Below are 21,909 nucleotides of genomic sequence, written 5' to 3' on the forward strand. Positions count from 1 at the left end.
GGGCCTTGCCGGGGCATCAGGGTTGGAGGCGTTCGACTTTCATGGCCGACACGTCCGAATTGCCCGGTTCCATGGTCACCCGGATGCGGTTGTGCATGCGGCTGCGACGGCCCTGCCAGAACTCGACGGTCTCCGGCCGGATCTGGAAACCGCCCCAGAACGGCGGCACCGGAATGTCGTCCACCTCGGCGAACCGGGCCTCGGTCGCGGCCATGCGCTCATCCAGCTCGGCCCGCGAGGCGATGGTCCGCGACTGCTCCGACGCCCACGCACCCAGTCGGGAGCCACGCGGCCGGGACTGCCAGTACACCTCGGTGGCCTCGGCGGGCACCCGCAGCACCGGGCCGCGCACCGTCACCTGCCGCCCCATCGCCTGCCAGACGAATGTGGCCGACGCGTAGGCGGTTTGGGTCAGCTGACGGCCCTTGAACGAGTCGTAATTCGTGTAAAAAGTCACACCCTCGGGAGAAAGCCCCTTGCACAGGACGGTTCGCGACGACGGCCGCGGACCGGTCTCGGTGATCTCGACGGTGCTCAGCACCATCGAGTTCGCGTCGGTCAGGCCCGCGCTGGTGGCGTCCTCGATCCAATTGCGCAGCAACGGCTCCCAGCCCTCGGCCAGCCAGGTCTCGTCCAGGTCGGTATCGCGGGGCGGATGGTTGTCGCCCTGATCGACTCCGTACTCGACGCGCAAGGCCGCGAGATCGAGGTCGGATGTCGCGAATTTCTCCTGGTCAACCATGGGCCAGACGTTACTCCGGAGTAATGCGGGGGTTAAGCTCCAGGTGATCGGCGTGGCTGCTCAGGGATCGGGCAGCCCGACATGCAAGGAGAGTCACAACATGACTGCCAGCGCTGCGGTACCCAATGTCGTCCCCGACGGCTTCGTGAGCGGTCTCGAAGGCGTGGTGGCCTTCACCACCGATATCGCCGAACCGGACAAGGACGGCGGTGCGCTCCGGTACCGCGGCGTCGACATCGAGGACCTGGTCGGTAACCGGGTCACCTTCGGTGATGTCTGGGCCCTGCTCGTGGACGGCGAATTCGGCCGCGGCCTACCGCCCGCCGAACCGTTCCCGCTCCCCATCCATACCGGCGACGTCCGCGTCGACGTGCAGGCCGGTCTGGCCATGCTGGCCCCGATCTGGGGTTACGAGCCGCTGCTCGACATCGACGACGACACCGCCCGCGAGAACCTCGCCCGGGCCTCGGTCATGGCGCTGTCCTATGTCGCCCAGTCGGCGCGCGGCATCTACCAGCCCGCCGTGCCACAGTCGAAGATCGACGAATCGGCCACCATCACCGAGCGGTTCATGACCCGCTGGAAGGGTGACCCAGACCCGCGCCACACCGAGGCCATCGACGCCTACTGGGTGTCCGCCGCCGAGCACGGCATGAACGCCTCCACCTTCACCGCCCGGGTCATCGCCTCCACCGGCGCCGACGTGGCGGCTTCGCTGTCCGGCGCCATCGGCGCCATGTCCGGCCCGCTGCACGGCGGCGCCCCGGCCCGCGTGCTCCCGATGATCGAAGAGGTCGAGAAGTCCGGCGACGCACGGGCTCTGGTCAAGGGCATCCTGGACCGCAAGGAAAAGCTGATGGGCTTCGGCCACCGCGTCTACCGCGCCGAGGACCCGCGCGCCCGCGTGCTGCGCGCCACCGCCCAGCGCCTGGACGCCCCGCGCTTCGAGGTCGCCGCCGCGCTGGAGCAGGCCGCCCTGGCCGAGCTGCGCGAGCGTCGCCCCGACCGCGCCATCGAGACCAATGTCGAGTTCTGGGCCGCCGTGATCCTGGACTTCGCCGAGGTCCCGGCACACATGATGCCCGCCATGTTCACCTGTGGCCGCACCGCCGGCTGGTGTGCCCACATCCTGGAGCAGAAGCAGCTCGGCAAGCTGGTCCGCCCGGCCGCCATCTACACCGGCCCGGCCCCGCGCAAGCCGGAGACCGTCACCGGCTGGAACCTGGTGTCGCACAAGTAGAGTGCGCTGAACGAACAATGGCCCGCGGCGAGAATTCGCCGCGGGCCATTGTTCTTCGTCCTACGCCTTGACGACGATCGTCCCCACGATCTTGTCGCTCAGGGTCTGCTTCTTCTCATCCCAGAGCGGCCACAGCCAGCCGAGGTAGCAGGCCAGACTGTTCACATTTCCGGCGAAGTAGCGCACGATGGCCATGCCGAAACCGATTGGCTGGCGGGTCGATTCGCGGATCACGCGAATGCCGAGCGCCCGCTTGCCGACCGTCTGGCCGGTCGTGCCCTCCTGGTAGGCGAAAAACAGCGCGGTGCCGATGACCGCCACCAAGCCGATCAGGGCGCAGATGATGCCCAGGGCGTTCATGGACCCGGCGTCACACCGGGTGTAGCCCGAGTACTGGCTGGTCGTGCAGGTGGGCTCGGAGGTGCCCACGGTGTTGGCGAGGATCGTCAGCAGCAGGAACGGGCCTCCGATGATCAGCCCGTCCAGCAGGCGTGCGCCCGCGCGTGCGCCCCAGCCCGCATACTCCGCTCCGAACCCCCCGAACGGAGCGTAGCCGGGCTGAGGTGCACCGAACGCGGGTTGCGGTGCGCCATAGGGTGACTGGGGAGCGCCGTACGCCGGCTGCTGCGGTGCGCCGTAGCCGGGCTGGGGCGCGCCGTACGCGGGTTGCGGTGCGCCGTACGCGGGTTGAGGTGCGCCGTAACCCGGCGGCGGGGCCGCGTAACCGGGCTGGGGCGCGCCGTAGCCCGGGGCGGGCTGATCGGCGGGCGGGTAGCCGTACCCCGGCTGCTGCTGCGGGTACGGGTTGTTCGGGTAAGTCAATGCGTTTCCTTGCAAAAGGGTTGATTCGGACAGGCAGGCTACAGTCTGGGGCACTCGGGCCTTCGATATGAAAAGGAAATCGATCACACTCGCGCACGGGGGACCGGAAGCGCGCGGACGAGGAGACCGGATGGCGCTGGAAATGCGGACACGCTGTGAACGATGCGAGATTGCCCATTTACCTGCTGAGGGTCCGGCGCTGATCTGCAGCTACGAGTGCACCTTCTGTGAATCGTGTGGTCGAACAATGGATTACGTATGCCCCAACTGCGGTGGCGAATTGGTTGCCAGACCGCGAAGGCGGCGAGAATCCTGATTCAGACCGTAGATTGCGCGCCGGGATTCACATAACCTGCTCCGGTGCTCGACGCAGGACTGTCCAGGCGCGGCTTCTTCGCCGCGGGCGCGGCGCTGGCCGCGGGCCTCGTCACCGCCGGATGCGGTGTGGCGAACGGCAACTCGTCCGACCGCATCCTCGATCCACCGCGTGGCGCCGCCGATCCGGCCTCCGCGCCGGCCCGGCTACCCGTCTCCACGGTGTCCCCGGACGCTGTCGCGGCCAAGTACGCGGGCCGCACCCCGAAGGCCTGGGGTGTCGACGTCGACGGCATCCTGACCGGCTTCAACCCCACCGGCAAGCAGTTCGCCGTCACCTTCGACGCCTGCGGCGGCCCCGGCAACAACGACATCGACGAGAACCTGCTCGCCTTCCTGCAGGCCCAGCAGATCCCGGCCACCCTGTTCCTGAACAAGCGCTGGATCGACGCCAACCCGGCCCGCGCCGGGCAGCTGGCCGCCAACCCGCTGTTCGAGATCGGCAATCACGGCACCGCGCACTGCCCGCTCTCGGTGAACGGCCGCGCCGCCTACGAGATCAAGGGCACCGCCTCCGCGCAGGCCGCGGTGGACGAGGTGTGGGGCAACCACCAGCGCATCGCCGCCCTGACCGGGCACGGGCCGCGGTTCTTCCGCGCCGGCACCGCCCACTACGACGAGGTGGCGGTGTCGATCGTGCAGGACCTGGGGGAGACCCCGGTCGGCTATACGGTGAACGCGGACTTCGGCGCGACCGCCTCGGCCGCGCAGGTGCAGTCGGCGATGTCGGGAGCCAAGTCCGGCGGCATCTCCCTGGCCCACATGCATCGGCCCAAGTCGGGCACCGGTCCGGGCATGCTGGCCGCGCTCCCGGCGCTGAAGGCCAACGGCTTCCAATTCGTGCATCTGCCCTAGTACTTCGACCCGCCTCCGGCGCGACGGTCAGTTGCGCCGGGAGGCCGCCCAGTCGACGGCCACGGATTCGCCGCGATCCACGGTGAAGAACGCCACATCCAGGTGACGGCCCAGATCGACCAGTTCCAGCGCCGAGAGCGGCACCGGCTGCACCACCCGCACCCGCCACGGGCCGGGCTCGTCCCAGGCGTGCAGTTCCAGATCCAGCCGCAGCACCGGATCGTCGCGCCCGCTGTAATCGGCCGCGACCGGGGTGGCGGCCAGCACGGTCGCGCGGGCGCGCCGGCCGTCGGCCAGGATCTTGGCGATATTGGTGCGCGAGGTCTCCTCCGGCGCGGGTAGATACAGCACCACCCGGTCGGGATCGGCGGGATCGGCCCGGCAGCAGACGACGTCGCCGGGCTGCATCCACTCCCGGTCGGCGGCGGCCGCCCGCTGCCGGACCCGGGTCTCGTAACCGTGCCGGCCCTCGATCTGGACCCGCATCCAGAACTCCGGGGCGGGCCCGCCGTCGCGGACGCCGAGGATGGTGGCCGTGCCCTCCAGACCGTGCAGCAGCAGCGCCCGGCGGGCGGCGTCGTCGAGAACGGGACCCCGCCGGGTCAGGCCGCGCGATCCGAACTGTGAGGACAGCCGGGCCAGCAGGCCCAGACGCGGCCCGTTGTCGGGCCGCGGCCGCGCGGAATCCGGGGACAGCCCGGGAGCGGGAGCGGTCTGGTGGTCGGATGCGGTGTTCGGTCGCTTGTCCGCGGCCATGTCCATGGTGCTGAACCGTAGTGCGTCTGTGGCGAGGCACACAGCGATACGCGCCGTTTGCCGAACCCGCTGGCGAGATTGTTTTTTCACCCCGGACCCGGCCGTGAGCGCGGGTGATAGCCCCACTACCCTTGTCGCCATGACCTCTGCGTTCCCGACCATCCCCGACGATCTCAAGCCCGCCGACGGACGGTTCGGTTGCGGCCCCTCCAAGGTCCGCCCCGAGCAGCTGCAGTCCCTGGTGGATACCGGCGCTTCGGTGTTCGGTACCTCGCACCGGCAGAAGCCGGTCAAGGACGTGGTGGCGCGGGTGCGCTCCGGTCTGCGCGACCTGTTCTCCCTGCCCGACGGCTACGAGGTCGTGCTGGGCAACGGTGGCACCACCGCGTTCTGGGACGCCGCCGCCTTCGGCCTGATCCGCGAGAAGTCGCTGCACCTGAGCAACGGCGAGTTCTCCTCGAAGTTCGCCTCGGTCGCCAAGGGCAACCCGTTCATCGGTGACCCGATCGTCGTGAAGTCGGAGCCGGGCGACGCCCCCGAGCCGACCTCCGACCCGTCGGCCGACCTCATCGGCTGGGCCCACAACGAGACCTCGACCGGTGTCGCCATCCCGGTGTCGCGTCCGGCCGGTTCCGAGCACGCCCTGGTCGCCATCGACGCCACCTCCGGCGCGGGCGGTCTGCCGGTGAACATCGCCGACACCGACGTGTACTACTTCGCCCCGCAGAAGTGCTTCGCCTCCGACGGCGGCCTGTGGATCGCGCTGATGAGCCCGAAGGCTCTGGAGCGCGTGGAGGAGATCAAGAACTCGGGTCGCTGGACCCCGGAGTTCCTGTCGCTGCCGATCGCGATCGACAACTCCACCAAGGACCAGACCTACAACACCCCGGCGCTTGCCACCCTGTTGCTGTTCGCCAACCAGATCGAGTGGATGAACGGCAATGGCGGTCTGGACTGGGCAGTGAAGCGCACCGCCGACTCCTCCTCGCGTCTGTACTCGTGGGCCGAGACCAGCGAGTACGCCACCCCGTTCGTCGGCAACCCGGCGCTGCGCTCGCAGGTCGTGGGCACCATCGACTTCGCCGACAGCGTGGACGCCGCGCAGGTCGCGAAGGTGCTGCGCGCCAACGGCATCGTGGACACCGAGCCGTACCGGAAGCTGGGTCGTAACCAGCTGCGTGTCGGCATGTTCCCGGCCATCGACCCCGACGATGTGTCGCAGCTGACCCGCTGCGTCGACTGGGTCGTCGAAAAGCTCGGCTGAGCAGTAGAAATGGCATCTGACCGGGCGAACGCTCCTCGCGAAACCCGGTTTCGGAGCTGAGGCGAATCGATCACACTAATGCGGCGCGGAAGTCTGGGAACAGATTTCCGCGCCGCGTGTCTTGCCCCATGATTCACAGAAGTGCACTACTGTTCCAGAACGTGGGCGGTGTCGCGAGCCTAGCTATAGCTGTGAGTTGCGCAGCGAACAGGAGGTAACGGTGCGTGAACTTCGAGTAATCGGATTGACGCCCGATTCCACGCATATCGTATGCATCGATACGGAGAGCGGCCAGAAGTACCGGCTTGCCGCCGACGATAAACTGCGCGCCGCTGCCCGCGGAGATCTTGCCCGATTCGGCCAAATCGAGATCGAAACGGAAGCCACGATGCGCCCTCGCGATATCCAGGCTCGTATCCGTGCCGGCGCCTCGGTGGAGCAGGTCACCGAAGAGTCGGGCATGCCGCTGTCTCGCGTCGAACGTTTCGCGTATCCCGTTCTGCTGGAACGCGCCCGGGCCGCGGAGCTGGCGCAGAAGGCCCACCCGGTCCGCAACGACGGCCCCGCCGTGGAGACCCTGATCGAGATCGTGTCGGCCGCGTTCGCCGAGCGCGGCCACAATATCGAGGTCGCCGAATGGGACGCCTGGAAAGACGAGAAGGGCTACTGGGTGGCCCAATTGCAGTGGCAGGCGGGCCGTTCGGTGATCGCCGCGCACTGGCGCTACCAGCCCGACGCGCACGGCGGCTCCGTGGTGCCGCTCGACGATCCGGCCTCCGACCTCATCGACCCCGACTTCGGCCGGGCCCTGCGCGGCCTGGCGACCATCCTGCCGGACCAGACCGATCCGGTGGTGGAGACGGTCCCCGCGCCCGCGCCCGCGGTGCGTGAGGAGCGCGGCTCCGACTACGAGCCCGCCCCCGCGCGAGTCGCCCAGCAGCAGAACGTGGATGACTACTACGAGCAGCGCGCCGCGGTCGGTGACGGCACCGTGCCGGTGACCACCGCGGCCGCTCCCGCTCCCGCTCCCGCTCCGGCTCCGGCAGCGAAGGAACCGGCGGCTCCGGCGCAGCCCGCGACTCCGGCGGCGGCCGCCCCGGCGCCGCCCGCCACCCCGCCCGCTCCGGCTCCGGCCGCCGAGCCCACGCCGGAACCGGCGCCGGCCCCGGCTCCCGCGCAGCCCGCGGCGAAGTCCAACGCGCAGAAGCCGAATCGGGCCAAGCGTGGCGGTAAGGCGCCGATGCCGTCCTGGGAGGACGTGCTCCTAGGCGTGCGCAGCTCGGGTCACTGATCGCGTTCGGCTCGAGTCGCTGACGCTTTTTCGATCTTCGCGAATGCCGGAGGGTTGCTGATCTTCCGGCAGGTCGTTCGTCGCCGCGCCGCGAAACGGCGTTGGCAACAGCCGCATTTCGGGCTGTCGCGGGGGTAGATTCAATCCTGTTGGCGGGTCGGTCCCGGCCGATCGATGTCGGCCCCGACCGGCCGCTATGCGTTGCTCAAAAGTAGCCAGTGCGCGAGGGAGGTGACGTCGGTGCCATCAACGGTCTCATCCCTGTGGTACGTCGACGCCCCCGATCCGGTGGCCGTGCTGCGCGCGCATCCGGGACCCGATCCCGATGCCGCCTTCGCGCTCGCCCGGCAGCTCAATCCGGACCGGGACGTGGTGCCCGCCGCCTCCGGCAGCATGAAGGTGTGGGCCGGCCCGGACCCCGAATCCATGTACATCGGTTGCTATCCCGGCGTCACGGTGGTGTGTTCCACTCAGGCCGCGCTGCCGCGGCCCACCCGGCTGCCCGAACTGCTGGTCCGCCCGCTCGCCTCCGAGCAGACCTACCTGATCTCCTACGACCTGTCGCTGGGCTGGGGGGCGTTCGCGCATTGGGAGCGTGGCGAATTCCGCCGCTCCTTCAGCGCGACCCGGGTCAATATCCTCGAGGACGAGGGCATGCCACGGGTCTGGGAGCGGCCGTACTGGGCGGGCGAGCATCCGATCGTCCTCACCCCCGGCGAACTGCTCGACCCGCAGCTGCTGCCCTTCGATCCGCCCGCCTTCGCGGACGCCGCCAACGAGCAGTGGCTCGGATTCCGTTACCGCGGCAAAACTTCCGCGGACGCCCTGACCTCCGAGCAGATCGAGGTCTGCGGATTCTCGCTGTACCCCAAGGGTGAAGCGCCGCGGCTGGACAGCGCACCGGAACCCCCGATCGAGCACGGCAACGGCAGGCGCGGACTGTTCGGCTGGCTGCGCGGCCGGGACCGCGTCTCCTGACCGAATTCTCCCGGCAGGTTCAGGACAGCAGCAGGCTCAGCCAGGCCACCAGCACGCCCACGCCCAGTCCCGCGATCACCCAGCGGGTCACCGGGGCGAACCGCCAGCGCCAGGCCGTCGGCGCGGCCCCGCCCACCGCGATCAGATTGACCACCACCGACAGCAGCGGATGGATCTGCGCCAGCGCCGCCCCGAAGGCGTACACGCCCGTCGCGGTCAGCGCCGCCACCATGACGACCACGGCGATGCCGCTGGCCCAGGGCGTGGGTTCGGAATATCCATATCCGTACGGTCCGTCGGGCGGATGACTCACAGCGCACGCACTCTCTCGTAGAAGGCCATGGCGGCCGCTGTCGCCACATTAAGGGAATCGGTGCCGGGAGTCATAGGGATGCGGGCCCGAATGTCGCTGGCGCGCATGGTCTCCTCGGTCAGGCCGGGGCCCTCCGCGCCGAGCAGCAGCGCCACCCGGTCGCCGGTCATGGAGGTGGCGAGGGTGCCCGCCTTCGGGTTCGGGGTGAGCGCGACGATCTGGAAACCGCGCTCGCGCAGCACCTCCAGGCCCGCCGGGAACGGCGGCAGCTGGGCGAACGGCACCCGCAGCACGTGCCCCATGGACACGCGCACGGCGCGCCGGTACAGCGGATCCGAGCAGCGGTCGCCGAACAGCACCGCGTCCGCGCCGAGTCCGGCCGCGTTGCGGAAGACGGAACCGATGTTCTCGTGGTCGTTCACGCCCTCGAGCACCGCGACGGTGCGCGCGTCCTCCAGTACTTCCGCGGCGCCGAGTTCACGCGGCCGATAAGCCCCCGCGAGCACGCCTCGATTCAAATGGAATCCCACGACCTCCGCCATCACCGCGGCACTGGTCCGGTAATACGGAATATCCACGGCCGCGAGATCCTCGCGCAGCTGCTCATATCGGTTCGCGACGCCGAACAATGCGAACGGCGTGAACCGCGACGCCAGCATGCGCTGCACCACCACCACGCCCTCCGCGATCACCAGGCCTTTTCCGCCCGGCAGATCGGGCCGGCGGTCGGCGTTATTGAGGTCGCGGAAATCGGCGACCCGGGGATCGGCGGGGTCGTCGATATCGATCACTTCGGCCACGCGCCCATTTTCGCCTCCGCTCGGGGCGGGCGAATGGGCGGGGCATAGGGTAGATCACGTTCCGATCCCCTAATCGAAGAGGACAGCCCATGAGCAGCAAGCCGGAAATCGAGTTTCAGGACGGCCCCGCCCCCGCCGAGCTCGTGATCAAGGACCTCGTCGTGGGTGAGGGCAGTGAAGCCAAGCCCGGCGACACCGTCGATGTCCACTACGTGGGTGTCGAGTACGACTCCGGCGCGCAGTTCGACGCCTCCTGGGACCGTGGCGAGTCGATCGTCTTCCCGCTGCGCGGCCTGATCCAGGGCTGGCAGGACGGCATCCCCGGCATGAAGGTGGGCGGCCGTCGCCAGCTGACCATCCCGCCGAAGCTGGCCTACGGCGAGGCCGGCGGCGGTCACCAGCTCTCGGGCAAGACCCTGGTCTTCGTCATCGACCTGCTGGACGTCGTGAACTGACGCCTCCGGGTCGCTGAAAAACACGTGCCCGCCGCGCATTCCGCGCGGCGGGCACTGTTGTCTCCGTCGTCGGTCTCAGACCTTGACCACGATGCTGCCGATGATCTTGTCGGCGAAGGTCTGCCGCTTGGCGTCCCAGATCGGCCACAGCCAGCCGATATAGCAGGCGAGGCTGTCCACGAAGTGGCAGAGCTGGCGGACGAAGGCCATACCGAAGCCCAGCACCTGGCCGTCCGTTTCGCGAACGAGCTTGATATTGAGCATCTTCCGGCCGGGCGTCTGGCCGGTGGTGCCCTCCCTGTAGATGAGCCAGAGCGCGCCGACCAGGGCGATGAGGGCGCCGACGACGATGAGGGCGACGCCCGCGCCCGACAGCCCGCCCGAGCAGTTGGTGCTGTAGGAGGTGTCGGTCTGCTCGGTCACGCAGTCGGCGTCCTTCAACCCGATGACGAAGCCGAGCGCGTAGAAGATGGCCGCGGGCACGAACACGATCAGCCGGTCGATCAGATACGCGCCGACCCGCGCGCCCCAGCTGGCGTAGGGCGGGGCGGGGTACGCGGCGTAGCCGGGCTGGTAGCCGTAGCCCCCGGGCTGCCCGGGGACGCCACCGGGCGGTTGCTGGCCGTAACCGGGAGGCGGCTGCTGCCCGTACCCAGGTGGCTGCTGCCCGTATCCGGGTGGCTGCTGCCCGAAGCCCGGCTGCTGCGGCTGCTGCGAGTAGGGATCGTTGCCGTAGGTCATCGGTTCCTCCCCAAGAGGATGCGGGGGTATGGCCCCCGCATTGTCTCCCGAATCCCTAGCCGACGATGGCGTTCATGATGGTTCCCGCGCTGGTGGCGGTCGCGCCGCCCAGCATCGCGTTGGCGACCATCTTGGGCGAGGCCGAGCCGCCGCCCCACTTCTCCCAGGCGAAACGCCCGCCACCGTAGGTGATGGCCGCGATGCCGGACATCTGGGTGAACCAGGTGAAGTAGCGGAACATCTTCATCATCTTGTCCGCCATGGGCGGGGTTTCCGCGGTGGGATTGCCGAGCTGGGCGAGAACCGTGCCGTACATGTCGTGTGCGGCGATGAGCATGCTCACGATCGTTTCCTCTCCGATACCGGGCGCTGAGTGGAGCCAAGATGCGGATGAAGCGGACGAGCTCATGAAACGGGTCGATTAGAGCAATTCGGGCACAGTGTACTCCGGCGAACCGCCGATCGTTGCTAATTGTTTGCGAACGTTATTTTCGCACGATGTCCACGGGATCGGTGAGGGCGGCCGCGATCACGGTCTGCTGCGGCACGCCGAGCTGGGGGAGCGCGCCCATGGCCTGGTTGGTCTGATTGCTCAGAAGCTTGGTGACGGACTGCAATTGGGCCACGCCGCCGGTCAGTGCCTGCATGGCGGTGACCAGCTGGGCGCCGGCCTGATCGGCGATCGCGGGAATGCTCTGTGCGAGCGACGCGCCCTGATTCAACTGGGCGCTTGCGTCATTCAGTCGTCCGGCCGCGTCGCGCAGCAGCTGCCCGACCTTGGTATCCGGAGTGACTTGCGTGCCTGTCAGATTCGCGAAGCCACTGAGCTGGACATCCGCCTGATTCGCGATATTGCGCAGACCCTGCAATTGGGTGATCACACTCGCCAATTGCGGATCCGTGGCGATCGGCAGCCCCTGCAACAACGGCACCACCACGTTCAACCCGCCCGACAGCGCACTCGCCGCCTGCGAGACCTGCCACATGGTGACGCCGGTCGAATCCAGCGCCGTGGCAAGCTGATTCGCCTGCGTGGTCGCCGCCGACAGGGTGGTGTTCAGGGCGTCGATTCCCGAAGTCAGCTGCCCCGCACCGGCTTTCGCCTGCGCCAGGAAATCGGTCAGCTGATCCGCGCCGCCGGAGAACTGCTGCGCGCCGTCCGCGGCCGCCTGCACGCCCGCGCTCAGCATGCCCGAGGTCCCGGCGATCTGCGACACCTGCAGGCGCGCGGTGTTCATGGTCGAGAACAGGGTGTCCAGCCCGGCCGCGCTGACCTTCTTGGTCACCTCGCTCACCGCGTCGTTGACCAGGTTCGGGTCGGCGCGGTCGTGCGTGGCCACGGTGACCTGAGCCTTCTTCGGCTTGTCGGTGACCAGGGAGTTGATGTCGGCGGTCAGGTCGGCGGGCAGCGTGATCACCGCGGCGTAGTCCGTGGGGCTCGCCTCGTCGACCACCTCCCAGTGCCGGATTCCACTGGCCTGCAAGTCCTTCGCGATGCGCGCGCCCAGCGGGCCGGAATCGCCGTTGACGAGCGCGACCGCCGTGGGCGCGGTCCGCAGGCGGCCGATGCCGACGACGCTCGCCGCGACCGCGGCGGCGAGCAGCAGGACGATCAGGACCCAGCGAGCACGTTTTCCGAACACGATTCAGACCGTAGAGGCCGGGTATGTCCGCTGCTCTGATGGATGTCTGAGAGTTCGGTAAAGACCGGTGCGTTCACATCCGCGCGGGTGGCGGCGGCCACGCCCCGCGATCGGGGAGCTCCAGCACCAGCCGCACCCCACCCAGCATGCCATCGTCGAAATAGGCTCGGCCGCCGTGCAATTGGGCCTGCTGCGCCACCAGCGCCAGACCCAGCCCGGACCCGCCCTTGGTGGCCTGACTGCCCCGGAAGAAGCGCGCGAACACCTGCTCCCGCTCGTGGGCGGGCAGGCCGCGGCCGTTGTCGTCGACGGTGATCACGATGCGTCCGTCGGGCGCGCGATGCGCCGTCACCAGCGCCTCGGTGGCCCCGCCGTGCCGCGCGGAATTGGTGAGCGCGTTGTCCACGGCCAGCCGCAGCCCGGTGGGCAGTCCCCGGGTGACGAGCTCGGCGTCGGCCTCGATCCACACCCTCAGCTGCGGGAAGTGCCGCATGGCGTCGTGGGCGGCGGCGTCGCACAGCTCGACCACGTCGGTGACCACGTGGTCGCGTTCGTGGGTGAGGTCGCCGGCGGCCAGCCGTTCCAGCGCGGCCAGCGTGGTCTCCACCCGGTTCTGACCGCGTTGCAGGTCGGTGAGGATCTCGCGGCGCTGTTCCTCGTTCAGGTCCAGGGTGCTGAGCACCTCGAGGTCGGTGCGCATGGCGGTGAGCGGGGTGCGCAGTTCGTGCGCGGACACCGCCGCGAAATCGCGGGCGGTCTCGAGCGCGGTGGCGGTCTCGGTCTGCGCCCGGTCCACCCGTTCCAGCAGCGTGTTGACGGCCTCGGCGAGCTTGTCCGCCTCCTTCACGCCCGAACCGTCCACCGAGAGCGGGACTTCCGATTCCCCGGTTGGCCCGCGCTCGTCGAGGTCCCGGGTGAGTTTCACGATGGGCCGCACCGCGCGCCCGCCGAACAGCCAGCCCAGCCCCGCCGACGCGGTCACCGCGAGCGCCGCGGCCAGGTACACCCAGCGTCGCTGCTCATTGATGGTCTTCTCGGTCTGATTGGTCGGAATGCCCAGGGACACAACCTGTCCCGCGGGCTGCGCCTCGGTGGTGGTGAGCACCCGGTAGGCATTGCCGTCCACGGTGACGGTGGCATTGCCGACCGGCAGCACCGGCAGTTTCACCGGCGTACTGGCCAGCGCGCGGTCGTTCAGGCGGACCGTCAGCGCCATTTCCTTGTTGGGCGCGAGGATGTCGACCACATTGACCGCGAAGACCGGCTGGATCAGCACCAGGCGCGACACCATCGACAACTGCTGATCGGCCTGGGCCATATTGCTGCGGCCGATGGCGTAGATGGTGATCCAGCTCAGGATCGCCACGATGACGGTCGCGCCCAGCGCCGCGGCGGCGGCGACGCGCACCCGCAGCGTGTAGGACCAGCGGCGGCGGCTGCCCCCGGGCGCGGAAGGGCCCGCCGCGGACGTCATTTCGGCGCCCGCAGGACGAACCCGACGCCGCGGATGGTGTGCAGCAGGCGCGGGGCGCCCTCGACCTCGAGCTTGCGCCGCAGATAACCCACGAACACGTCCACCACATTGGTGTCGGCCGCGAAGTCGTAGCCCCACACCAGTTCCAGCAGCCGTTCCCGGCTCAGCACCACCCCGGCGCTGCGGGCCAGCGTCGACAACAACTCGAATTCGCGCTTGGTGAGCTCGATCTCGGTGCCGTGCAGCAGCGCCCGATAGCCCGCGACATCGACTTCCAAGGGCCCCACGGTGATCGCGCCCGGGATCGCGGAGGCCGGTACGTCACTGCGCCGCCGCAGCAGCGCTTTGATCCGCGCCACCAGCTCGGCGAGCACGAACGGTTTGACCAGGTAATCGTCGGCCCCCGACTCCAGCCCGGCGATGCGGTCGTCCACCGAACTGCGGGCCGACAGCACACAGATCGGCACCTCGTTGCCCATGGCCCGCAGCGCGGTCACCACGCCCGCCCCGTCCAGGATCGGCATGTTCATATCGAGCACAACCGCGTCCGGGGCGAATTCATTGACACTGCGGAGCGCCGCCGCCCCGTCCCGGGCGATCACCACCCGGAAACCGGACAGCCGGAGCCCGCGCTCGACCGATGCGAGCACGTCCTCATCGTCGTCGACGACCAGGACTGTTGGTACCTCACCGCGTTCGACCACGGGCTCCATTCTGGCAGCCGGGCTGTCAGTAGTTGTGGCAGGAATCGGCGACCTGCTGGATCGTGGCGGCGATTCCACCGGCGCGCGGGTCGCTCGCGGCCTGGTTGGCGGCGTCCGGGTTGTCGCGCAGGTACTGGTCGAGCTCGGCCTGTCGCTCGGCGGGGGAGAGGTCGAACTTGGCCTTCAATTCCGCCTTGTAGCCAGGGTTCTGATCGAGGTACTGGGCCAGCATCGGGGACTTGTCGTGCAGGGCGGCGTCCACCTGGGCGAAGCTGCAGGTGGAGTTCAGGAGCGGCGCAACCAGATCCGCGGGTGAGGCGGAGGCGGTGGCGGGCGCGAAGGCGAGGGCGACGGCGGCGACCGCACCGGCTCCGAAGAGCACACCGGCACGACGATTACGGACGAAGCTCATACAGCGACCTTCTTCTCAGTAGGCACAGCAACGGGGCGCGCGCGATTCCCGCGCGCCCGACCGACGCTAAACGACCGCTCTAGGAGGTCGATGAGCCAATTCTGAAAAGACTCTGAGGCTAGCCCGAGACGGCTTGATCCCCGGGCTGAGCGGCCGGATCGGCGGCGGCCGGGTCCGGGCGGCGGATCGGGGTGGTGGCGACCGCGGCATCGGCGGCGGCGATGCGCTCCTTGTCCTCCATCAAGGTCACCGCGTCGCGGATCTGCTTCTCCAGGGTGGGCAGCATGGTGGCGTCGTCGATGGTCGGCGGCACCTCGAAGGATTCACCCGAGGCGATCTGACGCATGGTGCGGCGCAGGATCTTTCCCGACCGGGTCTTGGGCAGCGAGGTGACCACGACCACGTCGTAGAGGGTGGCGATGGCCCCGACCCGCTCCCGCACCCGGTCGATGATCTCCGCGCGCAGCCGCTCGGGCTCCAGGTCGACGCCGGTCTTGAGCACCACGTACCCGATCGGCCGCTGTCCCTTGAGCTCGTCGGGGATGCCGACGACCGCGGTCTCGGCCACGGCCGGATGCCCGGCGATGGCCGCCTCGATCCCGCCCGCGGACAGCCGGTGCCCGGCCATATTGATGACGTCGTCACTGCGGCCCAGGACGAACAGGTAGCCGTCCTCGTCGAAATAGCCGGAGTCCCCGGTCAGATAGTGGCCGGGGTACGCGGAGAGATAGGAGCGCTCGTACCTCTCGTCGTCCTTCCACAGCGTGGTCAGGGTGCCGGGCGGCAGCGGCAGCCCGATGACGATATTGCCCTCGGTGTTCGGGGCGACCGCGTTGCCCTCGGAGTCCAGCACCCGCAGCCGGTACCCGGGCACCGGCACAGACGCCGAACCGGGCTTGATCGGCAGCTGCTGTAGTCCGAGCGGGTTCGCGCAGATGGGCCAGCCGGTCTCGGTCTGCCACCAGTGGTCCACCACCGGGCAGTCGGGGCGGTCGGCGAGCAGGGTCTCCACGGTCCACTCGTAGGTGGCCGGGTCCAGGCGTTCCCCGGCGCAGAACAGCGCCCGCAGCCGGGACAGATCGTGCTGATGGGCGAGCGCGGCGTCCGGGTCGGCGCGGCGGATGGCCCGCAGCGCGGTCGGCGCGGTGAACATCACATCCACCTGGTACTCGTCGACCAACCGCCAGAAGGTGCCCGCGTCGGGGGTCCCGATCGGCTTGCCCTCGTAGAGCACGGTGGTGGCCCCGACCAGCAGCGGCGCGTAGACGATGTAGGAGTGCCCGACCACCCAGCCGATATCGGACGTGGTGAGCATGGTCTGCCCCGCGCCGACCTCGTAGATATTGCGCATGGACCAGGCCATGGCGACCGCGTGGCCGCCGTTGTCGCGCACCACGCCCTTGGGTTTCCCGGTGGTGCCGGAGGTGTAGAGGATATAGAGGGGATCGGTCGCGGCCATCGACACCGGATCGGCCGGTTCCGCCCCGATCTGCGCCTCGTCCCAATCGAGCCACCGGGCCACCACGGTCTCGCTGGAGGCGGGCAGCGAGTCGGTCGCCGCCTGCTCGGCCGGAAAGCGAAGGGTCGGGAAGCCCTCCCGCTGCTTGACCAGCACGGTTCTCGGGGCGGTGGTCTCGGCGAGGTCGAGGGCGGCGAGCACGATCGGCGGGTATTCGATGCGGCGTCCGGGTTCCAGGCCGCCGGAGGCCGTGATGATCAACACAGGTTCGGCGTCGTCGATGCGGGCCGCGAGTTCGTGGGCGGCGAAACCGCCGAAGACCACCGAGTGCACCGCGCCGATCCGGGCGCAGGCGAGCATGGCGATCACGGCCTCGGGAATCATCGGCATATAGATGACGACGCGGTCACCGGTCTTGACGCCCAGTCGCAGCATGGATCCGGCAAATCGGGCGACTTCGTCGAGCAACTCCCGATATGTGTAAATCCGCCTGGACCCGGTCATAGCCGAGTCGTATATTAGGGCCGGTTGTTGGGCGCGGCCTCCCTCCTGGCCTTCGAGAGAGCCTTTGGGAGTTGTGATCTCGCGCACATGTCGATCCAGCGCGTTGTAGGAGGTGTTGAGGCGAGCGTCGGGAAACCACCGCGCCGCCGGGCGGGCGGCAGTATCGAGAATCTGGGTGGGAGGCACGTCCCAGCTGATGGATTCGGCCGCGGTGCGCCAGAACTCCGAGGGATCGACCAGGCTCAGCTGATACGCCGGTCGGTACTCCTGCTTCGCGTTCAACCCGGTGACTCCCTAGCTCCGCCTTGTGTCCTGAGAAGCGCTGAAGATGCCCGCCTCGATAGATCAGCCTGATTGTGGCAGACTTCACGCGACGTCCGGGCGGGCGCCGCGACCTTTGATTTTGCCTGGAATAGGCAGGTCAGGGACCGGTGGTTGCCAAGAGGTCACACAAGAAGTTATTGATCCGTTAGAATCGCATGTCACATATTTCGGCCGTCATGGACGCAATTTCTCGGCCAGCCGCCGTTCTCGGTCAGCTCCGTCTGTCGAGCCGAGCGTGCGATCGCTCGGAGGCTCGCTGATGGCGCGTGGCTGGGGCCAGTTTGGAAAGTGAGTGGGAGATGCGTGACGCCGCTAGGTCCGGCAGCAATAAGCGCTGGGCGCTGAGCAACTGGGACCTGCGATGGAAGGTCACGGCGGTGCTCGCCGTGCCGTTGTTGGTCGCTGTTGTGCTGGGTGCGTCCAGGATCTCGGCGGAGTTCGCCGATTCGAGCAGGCTCTCGACGGCGACCGACCACGTCGGGGTGATCCCGGCGATCACCGGTCTCAGTGCGGACGCGGCGCAGGTGGCCAGTGGCCAGATGGTCATGCTGGGCCCGACCCAGTCCTTGACCTCCGACCCGGAACTCACTCAATTGGATACGGCGATCTCGTTCGCCGAGAAGGCCGCGACCCGGCTGAGTGACCTCCCCACCGCCCGTTCGGCGCTGGACGAGATGATCGTGGGCGCCAAGGCGATCCGGGCGCAGGGCCTCGCGCCCTCGAAGTCGATTCCCGACACCGTCGCCCAGGTCGAGCGGATTCGTGGCGACAGCGTGCGCACGGTGGAATCCATCGTGGCGACCATCGCCGACAAGAACGTGGACCAGTCCAAGCTGCGCCTGGTCGACTCGCTGAACACCCGATGGATGCTGTTCAACGAGGTCGCCGGCATGGCGGAGGCGCTCCGCAGCAACCCGAAGGATGGCCTCAAGGACATCCAGATCAGTGTCAGCACCGAGCGGCAGATGCTCGCCGTGCTGGCCCACCGCTTCCCGGACGGCGACGCGACCATCGCCGATCTGCAGCGTGGCGCGGACACCCGCGTGCAGCTGGTGAACGGCCCGCAGGCGCTGGCCGGTCAGCTGCCGGTGGCCGAACTGAAGGACTCGCTGGTCGCGAGCATCAACGGCTATCAGTCGATCGCGGCGGGCGCGACCAAGGACATCGTGTCCCGAGTCGACGACCTGGCGGCGGCGGCCCGTTCGGACGCCATCCGCTACTCGATCATCGTGATCGCCACCATCCTCGGCGCCTTGGCGCTGGCCGTGCTGATCGCGCGCGCGATGATCGTCCCGCTGCGCCGTCTGCGCCTGGCCGCCCTGCGCGTCGCCGAATACGACCTCGGCCAGGAAGTCTCCGCGCTGCGTGAGGGCGCCGACCCCGAAGACGTTCCGCTGGAACCGATGCCGGTGCACACCGACGAAGAGGTCGGCCAGCTGGCTCGCGCCGTCGACGACATCCACGGTCAGGCGCTGCGCCTGGCCGCCGACCAGGCCGCCATGCGTACCCAGGTCAACGACATGTTCGAGACCCTGGCGCGGCGCTCCAAGTCCCTTGTCGACCATCAGCTCTCGCTCATCGAGGCGATGGAGTACGACGAGAAGGACCCGCGCCTGCTCGAGAACCTCTTCCGTCTCGACCACCTCGCCGCCCGTATGCGGCGAAACGGCGACAACCTGCTGATTCTGGCCGGTACCAAGCAGCGCCGGACCAAGTCCGCGCCGGTCGAGATCGCCGACGTGCTGCGCGCCGCCATCTCCGAGGTGGAGGACTACGAGCGCGTCAAGCTGGGCGCCACCCCGCGCGGTTCGCTGGTCGAGCCCGCCGCGTCCGACCTCGCGCACCTGTTCGCCGAGCTCCTGGACAACGCGCTGCGCGCCTCTCCGCCGGAGACCGACGTCAAGTTCACCTTCGCCCAGGCCCACGATCAGGGTCTGCTGATCGAGGTCGCGGACCGCGGTATCGGTATGCCCCCGGCCGAGATGGCCGAGATCAACCGGCGACTGGAGGCCGTGGCCGAGGTCGGCCCGGACACCGCGCGTCACATGGGTCTGTTCGTGGTCGGCCGCCTGGCCGAGCGCCACGGCCTGACCGTGCGCCTGCGCCCGACCTTCGACACCGCCCGGGATCCGGGTGTGACCGTCACCGTGCACGTGCCCAAGCCGCTGATCGTCTCGCCGGGTGGCGCCATCTCGGTGCCGCCGCAGCAGGGTCAGCAGCAGCCGGCTCCCGCCCCGGCCCCGACGGCGTCCGCGCCGCAGGGTGCGGGCAATCAGGCCGGTGCCCCGGCCTCCATGCAGATGCGCGCGGTCACCCGCACGGCGACCGGCAATGTCATGGTCACCGTGGATCCGGGTGTGAGCGGGCCGATTCCGGCGGGCACGGCGGCGGGCGCCGCCCCGAGCCCCGCTCCGGCTCCGGCCGCGGCGAGCGCCGCGACCGGTCTGCCCACTCGCCAGCCGGGCGCCCAGGTGCCGGGCGGTCTGCCGACCCGTCAGCCGGGTGTGAACGGTCCGACCGTCAAGCACACCGTGTCCGCGCCGGGCGGTTCCGCGCCGGGCGGTGCGAGACCGGGCCTACCCGTGCGGGATCCGGGTGCGAACGGTCCGTCCGCGCCCGCCGTTCAGCCGGGATCCAACCTTCCGCAGCGCAGCCAGGGCGAGCCCCCGGCGCAGCCGCGGGGCGGCCTCGCCGCCAATATGCTCAAGCGTCAAGGTGCTCCGGGCGGCATGCCGCCGCGACCGGGCGCACCGGGGGAGCCGGGACCCGCGCCGCGTGGTCCGGGGCAGGGGGGAGCGCCGCAGCCGGGTCAGACCGGTGCGATGCCGCAGCGCAATCCCTCTGTGGGTCTTCCGCCGTCGCGGGAATCCGCGCCGGGCGCGGCTCCGGCCGGGCCGGGTGGTCTGCCGACCCGTCAGCCGGGCGCCAATGGCGCCCCCGGTCGTGAGGCCGGGCTGGGACAGCCGCAGCGTTCCGCCCCCAGCGGTATGCCGCAGCGTGAGCCGGGCGCCAATGGCGCTCCCGCGCCGCGTGGCGCGGACTCGGGCCCGACCCGTCGTGAGCCTGCCGCCGGTGGTCTGCCGCCGCGCGACCCTGCTGCTGGTGGTCTCCCGCAGCGTGACTCTGCCGCCGGTGGTCTGCCGCCGCGTGACTCTGCCGCTGGTGGTCTCCCGCAGCGTGACTCCGCTGCCGGTGGTCTGCCGCCACGTGATTCGGCCGCGGGTGGTCTGCCGACCCGTCAGCCCGGTGCCAATGGCGCTCCGGCGCAGCGTGGTCCGGGAGCGCCGGGTGGTCTCCCGCAGCGTGGTGCCGCGCCGCAGCGCGACGGGGCCAATGGTCTTGCCGCACAGGATTCGGACAAGCAGGGTCTGCGTCCGCGGGACGGTCTCGCCCCGCGTGATGGCGGCCTGCCGCAGCGGGATGCCGCTCCCGGTGGTCTGCCGCAGCGTGATTCGAACGCGGGCGGTCTGCCGCAGCGTGGTCCGGGTGGTCTGCCGCAGCGTGATGGTGGCCCTGCCGCCGGTGGTCTGCCCCAGCGTGATGGTGGTCCCGCCGCTGGTGGTCTGCCGCAGCGTGGCTCGAACGGCTTGCCGCAGCGGGATTCCGGTAGTGGTTTGCCGCAGCGTGGTCCGGGTGCCGGTCAGCCGCAGCGCCCGGCCGCCGCGGGTGCCGATTCGCTCTCGGGTGGTCTGACTCAGCGTGATCCGCTGAGTGGTCCGCTCCCGCAGCGTGATCCGTTGAACGACCCGCTGCCGCAGCGGGACGGTGGCTTGCCGCAGCGCGGCGCTACCGGTCTGCCGCAGCGGGATCCGGGCTCGGTGTTGCCGCAGCGTCCGTCCCCGATTCCGGGTGTCGGTCTAGCGCAGAGTGGTGGAGCGGCGCAGCGCGGTGACGACGGCGTCAAGGAGCCCGGACGTCACAGCTTCCGGTCGAACCCGGCCAAGGCGGCGTCGTTCTTCCAGACGCGTTTGCAGCCGACGGACGCCCCCGGTGACTCGATCATGGGCGGCACGCCGATCTTCGCGGAGATGATGTCGGCGTGGCTCTCCGATCCGAATGCCGACCGGTCCCAGGTGGCCTCGTCCTTCGAATCGCCGGGCGACGAGGGCTGGCAGGCCGCACACCGGGTCAGCCAATCGGCGCCGGAGAGGCGGACGGCCGCCGGTCTGCCGCAACGTGATCCGGGTAACCGACTTGTGCCCGGCGGTGTGAACGGAAACGCTGACAAGGCGGCCCACCGAGACCCAGAATCCATCAGGTCAAGTCTGAGTCGCCACCAGAAGGGCGTCCGGGATGGCCGCGCGATGCAAGCTATGAACCTAACCGGAGATAAAGGAGACCGATGAACCCCGATCTAGGTGGTACGAAGCGTCAGCTGGATTGGCTGGTTTCGAACTTCGCCAATGAGGTTCCCGGCGTTGCGCACGCGGTCCTGGTATCCGCCGACGGCCTGCTGATGGCCGCGAGCGCGCAGCTGCCCGTGGACCGTGCCGAACAGCTGTCCGCAGTGACCGCGGGGCTCGCGAGCCTCTCGGTGGGTGTGTCGAACTTGTTCGAGGGCGGCACCGTGTTGCAGTCGGTGGTCGAGATGGAACACGGCTACCTGCTGCTCATGGCTGTCGGTGACGGCTCGTATCTGGCGGTCCTGACCAACACCTCGTGTGACATCGGTCAGGTCGGATACGAGATGGCGTTGTTGGTCGAGCGAGTGGGCCAGACGGTTCAGGCCACACCTCGCGTCACGATGGGTTCCTGAT

The 21,909-nt window shown here is 69.2% G+C and carries 21 protein-coding genes; 9 read left to right on the forward strand and 12 right to left on the reverse strand.

Annotation, left to right across the window (positions count from 1 at the left end):
* Window positions 1-16 precede the first annotated feature (16 nt).
* The gene (pdxH, locus tag ACQP06_RS03560; protein WP_433670456.1) at window positions 17-742 is read right to left on the reverse strand and encodes a pyridoxamine 5'-phosphate oxidase; all 726 of its coding nucleotides are present in this window, start codon (window positions 740-742) and stop codon (window positions 17-19) included.
* A gap of 100 nt (window positions 743-842) precedes the next feature.
* Here pdxH and ACQP06_RS03565 point away from each other — a divergent pair, with 100 nt between their 5' ends.
* Window positions 843-1,982, forward strand: coding sequence for a citrate synthase 2 (locus tag ACQP06_RS03565; RefSeq protein WP_433670458.1), 1,140 nt, complete (start codon window positions 843-845; stop codon window positions 1,980-1,982).
* A gap of 60 nt (window positions 1,983-2,042) precedes the next feature.
* Here ACQP06_RS03565 and ACQP06_RS03570 read toward each other — a convergent pair whose 3' ends face one another.
* Window positions 2,043-2,804 carry an RDD family protein gene (locus ACQP06_RS03570; RefSeq protein ID WP_433670459.1) on the reverse strand — a complete coding sequence of 254 codons (762 nt, stop codon included), beginning with the start codon at window positions 2,802-2,804 and terminating at the stop codon, window positions 2,043-2,045.
* A gap of 142 nt (window positions 2,805-2,946) precedes the next feature.
* On the opposite strand from ACQP06_RS03570, the gene ACQP06_RS03575 reads away from it, so the two are divergent.
* Both ACQP06_RS03575 and ACQP06_RS03580 read left to right on the forward strand, forming a co-directional pair.
* A complete protein-coding gene (locus ACQP06_RS03575; RefSeq protein WP_433673228.1) occupies window positions 2,947-3,120 on the forward strand; it encodes a DUF1272 domain-containing protein in 174 nt (57 codons plus the stop codon).
* 44 nt (window positions 3,121-3,164) lie between these two features.
* A complete protein-coding gene (locus ACQP06_RS03580) occupies window positions 3,165-4,034 on the forward strand; it encodes a polysaccharide deacetylase family protein (protein WP_433670461.1) in 870 nt (289 codons plus the stop codon).
* A 27-nt stretch (window positions 4,035-4,061) separates the two neighbouring features.
* On the opposite strand, the gene ACQP06_RS03585 is transcribed toward ACQP06_RS03580, so the two are convergent.
* Window positions 4,062-4,796 carry a hypothetical protein gene (locus ACQP06_RS03585; protein WP_433670463.1) on the reverse strand — a complete coding sequence of 245 codons (735 nt, stop codon included), beginning with the start codon at window positions 4,794-4,796 and terminating at the stop codon, window positions 4,062-4,064.
* Between the two features lie 133 nt (window positions 4,797-4,929).
* On the opposite strand from ACQP06_RS03585, the gene serC reads away from it, so the two are divergent.
* From serC to ACQP06_RS03600, 3 genes are all read left to right on the forward strand, one after another.
* Window positions 4,930-6,054, forward strand: coding sequence for a phosphoserine transaminase (serC, locus tag ACQP06_RS03590; protein WP_379105744.1), 1,125 nt, complete (start codon window positions 4,930-4,932; stop codon window positions 6,052-6,054).
* A gap of 220 nt (window positions 6,055-6,274) precedes the next feature.
* Window positions 6,275-7,345, forward strand: a complete 1,071-nt coding sequence (gene sepH / locus ACQP06_RS03595) for a septation protein SepH (RefSeq protein ID WP_433670465.1) — start codon at window positions 6,275-6,277, stop codon at window positions 7,343-7,345.
* Window positions 7,346-7,585: 240 nt separating this feature from the next.
* Entirely contained in the window at window positions 7,586-8,323 is a 738-nt protein-coding gene (locus tag ACQP06_RS03600) for a DUF6928 family protein (protein ID WP_433670467.1), read from the forward strand.
* Between the two features lie 19 nt (window positions 8,324-8,342).
* Here the strand turns inward: ACQP06_RS03600 and ACQP06_RS03605 are convergent, their stop codons facing one another.
* Together ACQP06_RS03605 and ACQP06_RS03610 are read right to left on the reverse strand one after the other, a co-directional pair.
* Entirely contained in the window at window positions 8,343-8,636 is a 294-nt protein-coding gene (locus ACQP06_RS03605) for a DUF2537 domain-containing protein (RefSeq protein WP_379278516.1), read from the reverse strand.
* Window positions 8,633-9,436, reverse strand: a complete 804-nt coding sequence (locus tag ACQP06_RS03610) for a TrmH family RNA methyltransferase (protein ID WP_433670469.1) — start codon at window positions 9,434-9,436, stop codon at window positions 8,633-8,635. Before ACQP06_RS03610 ends, ACQP06_RS03605 begins: the two co-directional genes overlap by 4 nt.
* Before the next feature lie 89 nt (window positions 9,437-9,525).
* Here ACQP06_RS03610 and ACQP06_RS03615 point away from each other — a divergent pair, with 89 nt between their 5' ends.
* Window positions 9,526-9,891 (forward strand): FKBP-type peptidyl-prolyl cis-trans isomerase, encoded by a 366-nt coding sequence (locus ACQP06_RS03615; protein WP_433670471.1) that lies wholly within the window; start codon window positions 9,526-9,528, stop codon window positions 9,889-9,891.
* Between the two features lie 75 nt (window positions 9,892-9,966).
* Here the strand turns inward: ACQP06_RS03615 and ACQP06_RS03620 are convergent, their stop codons facing one another.
* The 7 genes from ACQP06_RS03620 to ACQP06_RS03650 form a co-directional block, all read right to left on the reverse strand.
* Window positions 9,967-10,632, reverse strand: coding sequence for an RDD family protein (locus ACQP06_RS03620; protein WP_433670473.1), 666 nt, complete (start codon window positions 10,630-10,632; stop codon window positions 9,967-9,969).
* 55 nt (window positions 10,633-10,687) lie between these two features.
* Window positions 10,688-10,969 (reverse strand): hypothetical protein, encoded by a 282-nt coding sequence (locus tag ACQP06_RS03625; RefSeq protein WP_357089931.1) that lies wholly within the window; start codon window positions 10,967-10,969, stop codon window positions 10,688-10,690.
* Between the two features lie 148 nt (window positions 10,970-11,117).
* The gene (locus ACQP06_RS03630) at window positions 11,118-12,275 is read right to left on the reverse strand and encodes a hypothetical protein (RefSeq protein WP_379278520.1); all 1,158 of its coding nucleotides are present in this window, start codon (window positions 12,273-12,275) and stop codon (window positions 11,118-11,120) included.
* A gap of 73 nt (window positions 12,276-12,348) precedes the next feature.
* Complete coding sequence (locus ACQP06_RS03635) at window positions 12,349-13,749, reverse strand: ATP-binding protein (protein WP_433670475.1); 1,401 nt, start codon at window positions 13,747-13,749, stop codon at window positions 12,349-12,351.
* Window positions 13,746-14,453 carry a response regulator transcription factor gene (locus ACQP06_RS03640; protein ID WP_433670477.1) on the reverse strand — a complete coding sequence of 236 codons (708 nt, stop codon included), beginning with the start codon at window positions 14,451-14,453 and terminating at the stop codon, window positions 13,746-13,748. The genes ACQP06_RS03635 and ACQP06_RS03640 overlap by 4 nt, the downstream gene beginning before the upstream one ends.
* A gap of 25 nt (window positions 14,454-14,478) precedes the next feature.
* Window positions 14,479-14,865 carry a hemophore-related protein gene (locus tag ACQP06_RS03645; protein ID WP_357282520.1) on the reverse strand — a complete coding sequence of 129 codons (387 nt, stop codon included), beginning with the start codon at window positions 14,863-14,865 and terminating at the stop codon, window positions 14,479-14,481.
* Window positions 14,866-14,983: 118 nt separating this feature from the next.
* Entirely contained in the window at window positions 14,984-17,110 is a 2,127-nt protein-coding gene (locus tag ACQP06_RS03650) for an AMP-binding protein (protein WP_433670479.1), read from the reverse strand.
* 341 nt (window positions 17,111-17,451) lie between these two features.
* Between ACQP06_RS03650 and ACQP06_RS03655 the strand changes: the two genes are divergently transcribed.
* Complete coding sequence (locus ACQP06_RS03655) at window positions 17,452-21,498, forward strand: ATP-binding protein (RefSeq protein WP_433670481.1); 4,047 nt, start codon at window positions 17,452-17,454, stop codon at window positions 21,496-21,498.
* On the forward strand, window positions 21,495-21,908 hold the full coding sequence (locus ACQP06_RS03660; protein ID WP_029930951.1) for a roadblock/LC7 domain-containing protein: 414 nt from the start codon (window positions 21,495-21,497) through the stop codon (window positions 21,906-21,908). Before ACQP06_RS03655 ends, ACQP06_RS03660 begins: the two co-directional genes overlap by 4 nt.
* The last annotated feature ends 1 nt before the right edge of the window (window position 21,909 follow it).

It is taken from the genome of Nocardia sp. CA-136227, assembly GCF_050955695.1.
Taxonomy (GTDB): domain Bacteria; phylum Actinomycetota; class Actinomycetes; order Mycobacteriales; family Mycobacteriaceae; genus Nocardia.